This is a genomic window from Phyllobacterium phragmitis, assembly GCF_002980495.1.
GTDB lineage: Bacteria > Pseudomonadota > Alphaproteobacteria > Rhizobiales > Rhizobiaceae > Paramesorhizobium > Paramesorhizobium phragmitis.
In genome coordinates this window covers 1-12,476 of sequence record NZ_PVBR01000047.1, presented here as the reverse complement: position 1 = coordinate 12,476, position 12,476 = coordinate 1, and the positions used below count along the sequence as shown (strand labels likewise).

General features: G+C 62.1%; 12 protein-coding genes and 1 pseudogene. 2 read left to right on the top strand and 11 right to left on the bottom strand.

The annotated features are described in order from the left end of the window. The first annotated feature begins 157 nt into the window (after window positions 1-157). Window positions 158-955 carry a helix-turn-helix domain-containing protein gene (locus C5748_RS26865; protein WP_245582005.1) on the top strand — a complete coding sequence of 266 codons (798 nt, stop codon included), beginning with the start codon at window positions 158-160 and terminating at the stop codon, window positions 953-955. A 218-nt stretch (window positions 956-1,173) separates the two neighbouring features. Further along, complete coding sequence (locus tag C5748_RS26860; protein WP_245582004.1) at window positions 1,174-1,863, top strand: AraC family transcriptional regulator; 690 nt, start codon at window positions 1,174-1,176, stop codon at window positions 1,861-1,863. A 43-nt stretch (window positions 1,864-1,906) separates the two neighbouring features. Here the strand turns inward: C5748_RS26860 and C5748_RS26855 are convergent, their stop codons facing one another. The 11 genes and pseudogenes from C5748_RS26855 to C5748_RS26805 form a co-directional block, all read right to left on the bottom strand. Then, window positions 1,907-2,611 (bottom strand): glutamine amidotransferase, encoded by a 705-nt coding sequence (locus C5748_RS26855; RefSeq protein WP_105746062.1) that lies wholly within the window; start codon window positions 2,609-2,611, stop codon window positions 1,907-1,909. After that, a complete protein-coding gene (locus C5748_RS26850) occupies window positions 2,608-3,645 on the bottom strand; it encodes a homoserine dehydrogenase (protein ID WP_245582003.1) in 1,038 nt (345 codons plus the stop codon). The genes C5748_RS26855 and C5748_RS26850 overlap by 4 nt, the downstream gene beginning before the upstream one ends. Before the next feature lie 186 nt (window positions 3,646-3,831). Then, window positions 3,832-4,662: an alpha/beta fold hydrolase gene (locus tag C5748_RS26845; RefSeq protein WP_105746060.1), complete on the bottom strand. Its 831-nt coding sequence runs from the start codon at window positions 4,660-4,662 to the stop codon at window positions 3,832-3,834. A 243-nt stretch (window positions 4,663-4,905) separates the two neighbouring features. Next, window positions 4,906-6,504, bottom strand: a complete 1,599-nt coding sequence (locus C5748_RS26840; protein ID WP_105746058.1) for an MFS transporter — start codon at window positions 6,502-6,504, stop codon at window positions 4,906-4,908. A gap of 114 nt (window positions 6,505-6,618) precedes the next feature. Continuing rightward, window positions 6,619-8,469, bottom strand: coding sequence for an amidohydrolase (locus C5748_RS26835; protein WP_105746056.1), 1,851 nt, complete (start codon window positions 8,467-8,469; stop codon window positions 6,619-6,621). 142 nt (window positions 8,470-8,611) lie between these two features. Next, window positions 8,612-9,301, bottom strand: a complete 690-nt coding sequence (locus C5748_RS26830) for a hydrolase (RefSeq protein WP_105746054.1) — start codon at window positions 9,299-9,301, stop codon at window positions 8,612-8,614. Window positions 9,302-9,344: 43 nt separating this feature from the next. Further along, on the bottom strand, window positions 9,345-9,596 hold the full coding sequence (locus C5748_RS26825) for a DUF1427 family protein (protein ID WP_105746053.1): 252 nt from the start codon (window positions 9,594-9,596) through the stop codon (window positions 9,345-9,347). A 90-nt stretch (window positions 9,597-9,686) separates the two neighbouring features. Then, complete coding sequence (locus tag C5748_RS26820; RefSeq protein ID WP_105746051.1) at window positions 9,687-10,454, bottom strand: alpha/beta fold hydrolase; 768 nt, start codon at window positions 10,452-10,454, stop codon at window positions 9,687-9,689. A 457-nt stretch (window positions 10,455-10,911) separates the two neighbouring features. After that, on the bottom strand, window positions 10,912-11,472 hold the full coding sequence (locus tag C5748_RS26815; protein WP_245582002.1) for a DUF4260 domain-containing protein: 561 nt from the start codon (window positions 11,470-11,472) through the stop codon (window positions 10,912-10,914). A gap of 501 nt (window positions 11,473-11,973) precedes the next feature. Beyond that, on the bottom strand, window positions 11,974-12,306 hold the full coding sequence (locus C5748_RS26810; RefSeq protein WP_105746047.1) for a hypothetical protein: 333 nt from the start codon (window positions 12,304-12,306) through the stop codon (window positions 11,974-11,976). Window positions 12,307-12,371: 65 nt separating this feature from the next. Next, window positions 12,372-12,476: pseudogene (locus C5748_RS26805) on the bottom strand (IS5/IS1182 family transposase); the annotation flags it as partial.

Here is a 12,476-nt window from a genome sequence, read left to right as displayed (position 1 = left end):
AGCAGTTGGACCAGATGCAACTCAAGCTCTCGTCCTCCTGAAGTCCCATCTCTTGTCCCAAAATCCTTCATAACCGCCTATGGCGGTTCCCCGTCAAACCCCCAGCTCTGCTGGGGGTTATTGGCTTCAACCGCCCGGGGATATGTCCATCCCAGCCGTGCCGGATTTCGTCCTTTTTGAGGATCTGCTTGGAGGCACCCGATTCGGCGCCAACCACGGAGGCGGGCATTTTCTTGACACGACAGCAAAGGGCGGCGTGTATCCCGTCGCACCAAACTTTGCACTGTCATCCAAAGTTGCCACGCCACATCACGTCCGCTCCTTCGCCTTTCCCATGGCGCAGTGGCAAAGCGTATTGGACGAAGCCATTTATGGCAGTTTTTCGTTCGACGGCTTGGATATTTTCCGCGCGCCGCACGCGACACCGACCATCCGGTCAGCGCTCAGGAAACTGTGGTCTCTTAGTGCGGACGAAGGCGCCCCATCGCGTCTGCTGGCACGGGCTGCGGGCTGCGAGATCCTCGCTGAACTCTGCCGCTCGGCCGGCTCGCCGCTCGTTCCGGCCAGAGGCGGCCTCGCGCCCTGGGCGGAACGGCGCTGCCTGGAACTGTTGCGGGCGCGGCTTTCGGAAGACATCAGCCTCGACGAACTGGCAGCCGAGGCGCGGCTCTCACCTTTTCATTTTGCGCGTATGTTCAAGCAGAGCGTCGGCGTGCCGCCGCGGGTATATCTTACGCGACTGAGAATGGAGAGAGCCTGCGAACTCCTTGCGCAGACTGACCTTCCGGTCACCGAGATCGCGCAGGAGGTGGGATATTCGTCGAACCAGGTTCTCGCCCGGGTGTTCATCAAGCATCAACGCATGACCCCATCTGACTATCGTCGAGGCGTTCGCGATCCGGTTCGCCCAAAGATCTCGCATCGGGCGCGTTCGGCCCTGGAGGGACGTCAATGACCGTCCATGCCCCTTCGTCATTCGCCCAGTGGCACAGCAAAGGCCAACATGCCTCCTACTTGCGCACGATAAAGTCCCAAGGCTCAATTCTAGACCTTCTCGAGGTCCAGCGACCAGCCGGGGACATGTCCCGCCCGGCTCTGCCGGACATCGTCCTGATGGAGGACATGCTTGGCTGCAGTCGTGTCCGGGGAGACCTGGGAGGAGGCCGCTTCGATATGACCACCCCGAAAGGCACTCTCGCCGTCGCCGCGCCGAACTTCGCGACCACGGTAATCAATGATGACAGCCATCGGCTCCGCAGCCTGGCGTTCCCTATGGCGCAATGGCAGGGCGTGCTTGACGAAGCCGCAGACGGCCGGTTCTCGTTCGACAGCTCCTGCATCTACGGCCGAGTGTTCGATTCACCGTCCATCCGATCAGCGCTCCGAAACCTGTGGGCTCTTTGTGAACATGAGGGGCCGCCGTCGCGTCTGCTGGCGCGTGCCGCAGGTTTGGAGATTCTGGCCGAGTTGTGCCGGTTGGGCGGTGCACCGTTGGCGACTGCAAAGGGCGGCCTTGCTCCGTGGGCTCAGCGGCGGTGTTTGGAGCTCATGCGGGCGCGGCTTTCGGAAGACATCAGCCTCGACGAACTGGCAGCCGAGGCGCGGCTGTCGCCTTTTCACTTCGCACGCATGTTCAAGCAGAGCGTCGGCGTGCCGCCTCGGGTCTATCTGACCCGACTGAGGATGGAGAAAGCCTGCGAACTCCTTGAGACAACGGACCTTCCAGTCACCGAGATCGCCCAGGAGGTGGGATATTCGTCGAACCAGGTGCTGGCCCGGGTGTTCGTCAAGCATCAACGCATGAGCCCGACCGATTATCGCCGGGCAGTGCGCGATCCGCTACGTGTCATCGCGTTGCAGTGATTGGTCACGGGCGGCGCCCTGCAGGCGAAGGCTTGCCAAGGAACTACCGCGTCAGGCGCGTCAGCCAATCGGTGAGGAGCGCGGCGCCGGCTTGTTCAAGCCGGCTGGCATGGCGCCCGGCATCGCGGCGCAGTGTGACGGGGTCGATGCCTGCCGTTGCCAGTTCATTTGCATGCCCCAGAAGCCAGTGCTCGAACCGCGCGCCAAGGACCTCCGGGTGGAACTGGAGGCCGAGCACATTCGGTCCACGCGAGAAGGCCTGGTTTGTGCAGAGCGCGGTGGATGCGAGCAGAGTGCCGCCTTCCGGCAGGTCGAACGTGTCGCCATGCCAGTGGAGCACGGGCACATCCTGCAGCACGGCGAGAGGATTGGGCGCGGCGGTATCCGACAGATCGAGTGCCGACCAGCCGATCTCCTTGGCCGGACCCGGATAGACACGCGCACCGAGGGCTGCCGCCATCAGTTGCGCGCCAAGGCATATGCCAAGCGTCGGCCGGTCGGCCGAGAGCCGTACCCGCAGCAGCCTTGTCTCGTCGGTGACGACCGGATAGGCGTCGTGATCGTAGACGCCGATCGGACCGCCCAGGACCACGAGGAGATCGGCCCCGAGGGGGTCGAGCGTCGCAAGATCGCGCTCGGCCACATCAATGTATTCGATGTCGTAGCCAGCCTCTCTCAAGGGGACCGCGAAGCTGCCCAAATCCTCAAAGCCTATGTGGCGAATGGCCTGTACGCTTTTCCGTGTCATTCCTTTCCTCCTGAAACACCAGTGGGCCGCACCGCTCTTGCCGTCAGGATATGTTCGAGGTCCTTGAGCGCGGCGGCCGCGGTGGCGAGAGGCTCGGTTCCGGATCCGATGGCGATCGTCTCGCCCATCGCGTCGGTGGTGATCCGGATCGCCTTGTTCTTTCCCGACACATGCGCGAGCGGATCGGTCGCCGGGTAGGTCCGGACGCCGACGGCCGCCCGCGTCGCGTCGTCCGTCCGGATGAGGCTCCCGACGAGCTTGGGAACGAGACGCTGCTTTCGCCACGTCTCGAGATCGTGCGCCGCAATCGACTGAATGCCCTCGACGACCAGATCGTCCATCGTCAGGTCGGCATCCAGGCCGAAATTGGCGATGAGGATGAGCTTGCTGGCGGTGTCCCAGCCCTCGGTATCGTTGCGCGGGTCGGCTTCGGCGAAGCCGCTCGCCTGGGCGCGCGCCAGCGCATCCTCGAAGCCGAGGTTCTGGTTCATCATCGCATCGAGCAGGTAGTTGGTGGTGGCGTTCAGAATGCCCTCGATTTCGAGCACTTCGCAGCCTTTCAGGCTGTGCTCGAGGAGGTCGATCGTCGGCAGCGCGGCCGCCGCCGCGCCACTGAGTTTCAGCATCGCGCCCGAGGAACGCGCCAGGGCCCGCAGTTCCGGGCCGCTGTGGACCAGTGCGCCCTTGGATATGACGATGGCATCGCGCCCCGCCGAAAGGGCGGAACGGATATAGGCGAGGCCTGGGCCACCGGTGCGAAAATCGCTCGGACCTGCTTCGATGAGAATGTTAGCGCCGCTTGCATCGATGAATGCGGGCCCCGTCAGGCCCGGCTCGAGCGCGTCCAGGCGCCCCGCTTCGAGACCGGCTGAGTCGGCCAGACCGGATCGCGATCCGCAGACGGCGACGAGGCGCAAGTCGGCTCCATAGACCTGCCGGTAGCGAGCGCGGCGGGCCAGGAGAAGATTGGCCGTCGCGCGGCCCACGCCCCCGAAACCGGCAATCGCGATCCTGATGACATTCATGGTTCCCATGCCTTATCTTTGCGCTCCGAGCACCGATTGCCAACGCTTCCGACGGCGCCGAACAAACTCCCGCTGAAAGCCACGTCTTTCCGGCAGTGTAACCTCGCGCCAGCGACGGTGCGAAGGAGATGCACGGAGACGCGCTTTCGGCGGTCGCGGTGGGCGCGACCGCCGTTCATCTATTGCGAAGGCATGTCAGGCGCGGATGAAGGCCAGCATATCCGGATTCACCACGTCGGGATGCGTGGCGAACAGGCCGTGAGAAAGACCGCGATAGGTCTTCAGCGTGCCGTCCCTGACGAGCTTGATCGCCTTGTGAGCCGAGTTCTCGATCGGCACGATCTGGTCATCCTCGCCGTGAATGATCAGCACGGGAATGGTGAGTGCCTTCAGATCTTCCGTGAAGTCGGTCTCCGAAAACACTTCGATGCAGTCATGATGCGCCTTGGCGCCGCCGCTCATGCCCTGGCGCCACCAATTGTCGATCAGGCCCTGGCTGACCTTCGCGCCCTCCCGATTGAAGCCATAGAAGGGTCCGCTCGGAAGATCGCGATAGAACTGTGCGCGGTTTGCCGCCAAGGCGGAGCGCAACCCGTCGAAGACCTGCATCGGCACGCCGTCCGGGTTTGCGTCGGACTTAACCATCACCGGCGGGATCGCGGCGATCAGAATGGCCTTTGCCACACGGCCACGCTCGGCGCGGGCCGCATACCGCGTGACTTCACCGCCGCCGGTCGAATGGCCGATGTGGACCGCGTCGCGCAGGTCCAGTGCCTTGGCGAGCTCGGCCACGTCTGCCGCGTACGTGTCCATATCGTTGCCGGTGTCGGTCTGGTCGGATCGGCCATGGCCGCGGCGATCATGCGCGATCACGCGATAGCCATGCGAGAGGAAGAACAACATCTGGTTGTCCCAGTCGTCGGCGCTCAGCGGCCAGCCATGGTGAAATACGATAGGCTGCGCGTCTTTCGGCCCCCAATCCTTGTAGAAGAGGGTAGTCCCGTCGGATGTGGTGATGGTTGCCATTGCAAGTCTCCTTCCAAACCAGGTTGAGTGGATATCAGAAATGGCAGGGGTCTTTCGCAGCGGCATTCTCACCTGGTCGCAACGCTCGCCTCCTGCTTTTCGCGTGATGGTTCTAGCGGATTGGCGAACGTGCTGCGGTGCGGAAGCTGCTATGCAAGTGCCGATCTTGCGGGCCGATTGCCGCCGCAGACAGATTCCTGGCCCGGAACATCGTGGCAAGGCGCGTACCGTGCCATCGCTCGGTCATAGAGGTCTCAGGAGATGGCGCACGACGGGCGGTCGATCACCAACATGGAACGCGTTGAGCGTTGCCTGATCCAGCTGATCGGTACGCGTTACCCGAGCATGCTGCCGCTCATGCTCGATCCAGCTTTCAACGATGAAAGCCTCGACGACCTTGCCTGGCTCGGCAACGTCTTCCCAGACGTCCCATCGGATCGCGCCGTCACGCTGTCGTGCAGGATGAAATCCGCGCAGGGCCGTTACGAATTCGGCTTGGCGTTCAGGTTCGACACGATACTCGATCTCGATCAGAACCGGACCACGGTCGTCCGCGGGCTGGACTGAGACAACGGGCTCCGCCCAGTGGTTCGAGGGTGCCAGATCCGTGGTCGAATCCTCCGGAAGTCGCCAACGGAAAGCTAGCAGTAGGGCCGCCGCTTGTCCCACGGCCGCGATCACGAGAGCTGTGGCGACGCTACTGCTGGTGGCGAGCGAGCCCCAAAGGATGCTGCCTCCGGTCATCGATCCCTGAAAAACGAGCAGATAGACAGCAAGAGCGCGTGCCTTCACCCATCCCGGCGAGGCCATTTGCGCTGCTACATTCAGCGACGTCATCATGCCGATCCAGGCGAGGCCGGCTGCAAACATGACCGCTCCCGCGATCCACGCGTTGGCGACAAGAGCAAGCGACAGCGTAGCCAGCGCGAAGAGCAGAGTCGCCCCGACTGATATTGTGTTGGCAGGAATCGTTTTCCGCACCCGCTTCAGAAGGATCGCACCCACGACCGCTCCTGCACCGATACATCCAAGAAGAGCGCCGTAGCCGGCTGCATCGAGCCCGAGCCCGCGCCGGGCGACGAGCGGCAGCATCGCCCAGAGTGCACTTCCGAAAATGAAGAAGCCGATGGCCCGGATCACAACCAGACGCATCGCAGGAGAATGGCGCGTATAACGATAGCCCGCCTTCAGCGCGCCGAAGAAGTGCTCGGAGGGCAGCGTATGAACGGTTTCAGGACGTTTCCATGTAAACAGCACGAATAGCACGGCCATGACGGAAAGCGCGTTCAAAGCGAAGACGGCGGGTGTCCCGGCAAAGGCTATGATGACACCGCCAAGAGCCGGCCCGATCGCGCGCGAGATGTTGACACCAAGGCTATTCAGCGCGATCGCGTCCGGCAGGGCCTGCTTATCCACCAGTTCAGGCACGATCGCCTGAAACACGGGCGCGCTGAGTGCCGCAGCGATGCCGAGCACAAAGGTCGCGGCCAACAGCACTTCAGGAGTGACGAGGTCGTTGAACGTCAGGATCGCCAGGGCCGCTGCGGCGAAGAGGCCGAGGGACTGAGCCGTCAGGAGCATCTTGCGCCGGTCGACGATATCGGCCATTGCACCGGCCGGAAGGGCCAGCAGAAACATCGGCAGCGTTGTTGCGGTTTGCACCAGCGCGACGAGCAGCGGGCTCGGCGAAAGCGAGGTCATTAGCCAGCCGGCGCCGACGTCATGCATCCAGGTGCCGACATTGGAGACGATCGTCGCGATCCACAGCGCCCGGAAGATCGGGTAGCTAAGAGGGCCGCGTGCGGTTTCACTACTGGAAATTGTCTGTTGCGGCGCCGTCATGCCAGCTCCTTCTGCCCATCCCAAGCGGATGATGGACTGTTGATTTTGTTTCAGCGCGCTCTTCTCGCGAGGCGACCCGCGCCAAGCCCATTGCCGTTTACACAGCGGTCAGTCTCAAACCGCCCAGCAGCCGCAACCGAACGCGGCCCAGAACGTGCGGGCGTCCGAAGCCGGCGCTTGCGCGCCAAGAGACGCGGCATGATCGTGCCCGTGCACCGCACAGTTGTTTGCACAACCGCAATTCATCATCAGCTTGGTGCGGGCTTCTTTCGTCTTGTGGTGGCCACCGAAGGTGGCGACCGGCGACCAGTCCGGCATGGCAGCGGGAAGATCCGGTGCGAGCCGCTCGTATTCGCCGTCTCCATGCACGACCTTGCCGCCGAGAAGGGTAAGGACCGATCGTAGGTGGACGATGTCGCTTTCCGGCACGGAAAAGTAATCGCCGGACAGCACGGCGAGGTCGGCGAGCTGCCCGGCCTTGATCTGGCCTTTCCTGCCTTCCTCATTGGAAAACCAGGTGTTCGCTTCGGTCCACAACCGCAACGCGGTCTCGCGGTCGAGGCGATTGTGCTGCGGATAGAGTGCGAGGCCTCCAACGGTTTTCGAAGTCACGAGCCACGACAGCGAAACCCATGGATTGTAGCTGGCGACGCGGGTGGCGTCAGTGCCGGCCCCAACCGGAACGCCTGCTTCCATGATCCGGCGGATCGGCGGCGTGCGCTCGGCGGCTTTCGCCCCGTAACGTTCGACGAAATACTCGCCCTGAAAAGCCATCCGGTGCTGTACCGCTATGCCGCCCCCAAGCGCGGCGATGCGGTCGATATTGCGGTCGCTGATCGTTTCGGCGTGGTCGAAGAACCAGTTGATTCCCTGCAGCGGAACGTCGTGATTGACCCTCTCGAACACGTCGAGCGCACGATCGATCGTTTCGTCGTAAGTGGCGTGCAGCCGCCAGGGCCAACGGTTTTCTGCGAGAAGACGAATGACCGGCTCCAAATCGGCTTCCATGTTTGGCGGCATATCTGGGCGGTCTACGCGGAAATCCTCGAAATCGGCTGCAGAATAAACGAGCATCTCGCCGGCGCCGTTGTGGCGGTAGACATCGTCTCCCTGCCCGGGCGTGACTTGGTTCACCCAGGACGAGAAGTCCGCAAGCTCCTCCTTGGGCTTTTGGGTAAACAGGTTGTAGCTGATGCGGACCGTCAGCTGTCCGTCGGTATGCAGCTTCTCGATGATCTCATAGTCGTCGGGATAGTTCTGGAAGCCCCCGCCGGCGTCGATCACGCTGGTCACTCCGAGGCTGTTCAACTCGCGCATGAAATGGCGGGAAGAGTTGATCTGGTAGTCTGGGTCCAGCTTCGGCCCTTTGGCCAACGTCGAATAGAGGATCGTTGCATTGGGCTGCGCCAGTAGCAGGCCGGTGGGATTGCCGGCGCCATCCCTGACGATCTCGCCGCCGGGAGGATTGGGGGTGCCCTTCGTGTAGCCGACGACACGCAAGGCGGCCGCGTTGAGCAGTGCGCGATCGTACATGTGCAAAATGAAGACGGGCGTATCGGGCGCGAGCGCGTTGATTTCTTCGAGGGTCGGGAGCCGTTTTTCGGCGAATTGGTGTTCGGTGAAGCCACCGACAACGCGCACCCATTGCGGCGCGGGGGTGCGATCGACCTGCCGCTTGAGCATCGTCATTGCATCAGAAAGCGAGGGGACGCCGTCCCAGCGAAGCTCCATATTGTAGTTCAGCCCGCCGCGGATCACATGGGTGTGGCTGTCGATCAGCCCTGGGATGAGCCGGCGCCCCTTCGCGTCGATCACCTCGGCGTTTGGCGCGGAGGCGCGCACGTCGGCTTCGGGGCCAACGGCAATGAACCTGCCGTCTCGGATCGCTATCGCATCGGCCGAGGGGTTCTGCCGATCAAGAGTCGTCACCTTGGCGTTGACGACGATCAGATCGTTGGCGGTCATGGCTTTCTCCTTCGCAGCACATCGAATCCGCGAGCACGAGCCGCAGCCGCATTGCCGAAAAAACGTGACGGCGATGCGACGGCTAGCGTGGGGAACACGGGCTGCTCCCGGCGGGGCGGTCGGTCCAGCCCGATCACATCATTCAGGCCGCCGGTCTGGGCGCGACGACCGGGCCGTGCGCCGCGCGCTCGGGAGCCTTGTGGACCATGGTGTAGGCGTAGTCGACGCCCATGCCGTAGGCCCCGGAATGCTCCTGCACGATGGCCATAACGGCGTCGTAGGTGTCGCGCCGCGCCCAGTCGCGTTGCCATTCGAGGAGGACCTGCTGCCAGGTCACCGGGACGATCCCGACCTGAACCATGCGGTCCATGGCGCGGTTGTGGGCGTCGAGCGACGTTCCGCCCGAGGCGTCGGCCACCATGTAGATTTCATAGTCGGTGTCGGCGAGGCAGGAGAGCGCGAAGGTCAGGTTGCAGACCTCGGTCCAGAGCCCCGACACGACGATCTTCTTGCGCCCGTCGGCGGCATTGGCCGCCAAAGACTCACGGACCTTCAGATCATCCCAGGAGTTCATCGATGTGCGCTCCAGGATGGGAGCTTCGGGAAACACCGAAAGCAGCTCGGGAAAGGTCGGCCCAGAAAAGCTTTCGGTCTCAACCGTCGTGATCGTCGTCGGAATCCCGAAGGCCTTCGCTGACTTGGCGAGACCTACGACGTTGTTCTTCAGGGTCTGACGATCGATGGACTGGACACCGAAGGCCATCTGCGGCTGCTGATCGATGAAGATAAGCTGGCTATTCTGAGGGGTTAAGACTTTCAGTTTGTTGGACATCGGCTCTCGCTTTCCAGATGATGTGAACAATGATCGACGCGCCTCAGGCGACGTCGCCTTTCTTCGCTGCCTCGTCGGTGCCGTGGTGAGCGAAGGATTTTTCGTGCAGGACTGCCTGGACAAGGTTCGTATGGCCCTTCAGCCACTGGACACCGGCCTCGCCTGCGAGCATGCCCAGAAGTCCGAGCAGGGCGACGATAGGAGGGGCTGGCGAACGGACGGAGACAAGTCCGTAGATCACGCCAATAGCCAGACCAACGAACAGCGAGACGAGATAGGGTTGAAACTGAGCCATATATGGACTCCATAGTGATGTTTGACGAAGTTCGAGCTTGCCAGCAGTCCTGTCCAACACCGTGGTCTGATTTCGGCCAATCGTGCGGGATTACTCTGCTGCTTCCTCGATCAGGTCTGCGACGGCCTGCGGGTTCGAGACCATCACGACATGCGACGCACCCTCGACAACCACGGTGTTCTTGGAATCGGCGCGCTCAGCCATGAACCCGAGCGCCTCGGCCGGGATGTTCTTGTCGCCGTCGCCATAAACGAAGTAAGACGGCAGGGTCTTCCAGGCCGGTTCGCCGGACTTTTCCGTCAGCGCCGCTTCGGTGATCGGCCGTTGGCCGGCTGCCATCAGAACCGCTGTTTCGGCCGGAACGTCGTGTGCGAACTGGTCGTGGAACTTCGCCTGATCTATGTACAGATCGACCCCACCGTCCGAGAGCTTGACGGGCGGCGCAAGTGCTTCGCCGAGCGTCCCGCCTGGGAACTTGCTGGCCAATTCTGCCGCAGCTTCCCCGGCATCCGGTGCGAAGGTCGCCACATAAACTAGAGACTTGATGTTTTCGCGCCCTTGCGCAGCGTTCGAGATGACCTGGCCACCATAGGAATGGCCGACGAGGACCACTGACTCAGCGATGCTTGCCACGACGTCCGAGACCACGCGTGCATCGTTGGAAACACTCCGCAACGGGTTCGCAACCGCAACTGTCGTGTAGCCGCCTTTTTTGAGGATGGCGACGACGCCATTCCAGCTGGAGGAGTCGGCGAACGCACCGTGGACGAGGACGATCGTTGGCTTGGCCGGTTCGGCAATGGCGGTGCCCGATAGAAGTGCGGTTGCAATGGCAGCAGTTGCAGCAAGCTTGGCCATGATGACCTCCTATTTCTGTTTGGTTCGAGGGTGCGGGGGATAAAGACGCGCTGAGGGGCGAGCGCCAAAAGCGGGGCGACGAGTTTGCGTCGCTTTTCGGCTCTGTGACGTACAGCATCATCGTCGGAAGGATGCTTTAGCGCGACCGGACAGGGTCGCTCCAGCACCTCCAGCAACTCCACCGGATTGTAGGTATGCTGTTCCAAATTGCTGTCATCCCGAGTTCAATTTGAGCCGCCGCCTGCCCGGGTGCGGACAGGAAAAGCGGCGTTGAGAGGCTTGATTTTAGCGATCGTTTGAATGCCGTGCGGCACCGGGAATGCGGTCGAGGTGCCAATCTTGCTGGTTCTTCATCCGAACCGGAGACATCAGATACCAAGATGAGGAGGGGATCGCCGTTCTACCCGGCAAGCCACGCATTTGGATCGTCGTTGAACCGAATGGATGGAAGACGACATCATACGTCTCCTTGTTGAGCGAATGCAGCCGCCGCACTGGGAGGGTTGCCGATCGGCCCGAGGTGGGTGTGGCGGAAGCCGGCAGCGTATTTCAGCCCGTAGCCCAGGCTCCTGTCGAAGGCGGCATGAGCCACGAAGATCAGGGCGACATGCCAGAGTATCGTGAGGCCGGTCAGAACACCAGCGATGGCCAGTACGGCCGGCAGGGCATAGCTGTGGACCGCGTTGTAAAGAGCCGCGCCCGCCTTTTTGCCCACCACGTAGCCGACGAAGCTGAGGTCCGGCGCAAAGAACAGGACGGCGAGTACCCAGAACTCGCCGCCGAGGAAGAAGAAAAGAGAGATACTTGCTGCGAACACCGCCAGCGCTTCCGCACGAAGAAGCCACAGGACCATGCCTGTCGGATAGCCGCGGTCGGATTGTTCGAGTTCAGCGTTATTGTTCATTCGGATTCCTGTTGTTTCGGAGAGACGGGAAGAACTGACGGCGCCCGCTTCGTCCGCGCGTGAACCGGAATAGGTCAGACCCCAGCTAGCGTGAAAACGTTTGTTCTTCGTCACGCTAGCTGGGGTCCAGCGCCATCGCGCGGCGCGCAGACTGCTGCAACGGTGCACGGCTTGCTGTTCGCTCAGATGCCGTCTGACGCCGCGGCGTCGAGACGAGATGGCGCTGTCGGTGGCAGCGGTCGATCGCGCGGCAGCAGTCGACCCATCTCCGTCGTTCCTAGGTCATTGACGGCTTCCCGAAAGCCCTCGCTTCTGGCGCATCCAACTGTCGGCGTGGTCGGGGCCGTTTGCTGCCTGTCCGGTATCGGGTAGCGCTCCGCGGATAGCTGACATTCCGCAGCCGATCTCATCCCGGTTGTCGCTTCACCCGCCCAGCAGGGCACAGCCAGCGCCGGAAACGAACTCAGAACTGGATAGAAACGGGGGCAACCTCAAATACGGCCATTGCCTATCGAAGGGATTTCTGTGCGGCCTTTATCGTTCGGGCCAATAGCAGGACAGACAGCCTTCGGGGAAGGCTGTCTGTCGGAGTGCTGGAGGAACGTTTGACCGGGGTCAATCATCACTGACGTTGAAATCGTCGGAGGCATTGTAGCCGGTGTACACCTTGCGCGTTCCAGTGCTGGAGGTAACAATCTCGCGATCGGCGACCTTCCGCTCTGCGGGCCTGTTCTTCGGAGCCGCATTGTGGCTGCTGCGGCCGAAGTCATCGGCGGCGTTGTAGCCGATCCGGCCCGGAGAGATACTAACAGTCTCGCCGGTGTAGACCGCCACTGGGCCGAGGTCGCCCGGGGCAGCATTGGGGTTGCTGACCCTGAAGTCCTGTGCGGAGGCGTTGCCGGCAGCAAGGACCGAAAGAGCGGAGGTGAGGATGAGGAACTTACGCATGATAGTGTCCTTTGAGTTCGGGTTGAAAGAGCGTCGAGCAACCTTAGGTCGTAGTGACGATTTAACTATTTGAGCCAGATGGCGATTGCGGCGAGTTTGACGAACCCCATGAAATTGGAGAGGAGCTTGTCGTATCGAGTTGCGACGCGTCGGAACTGTTTGAGCTTGTT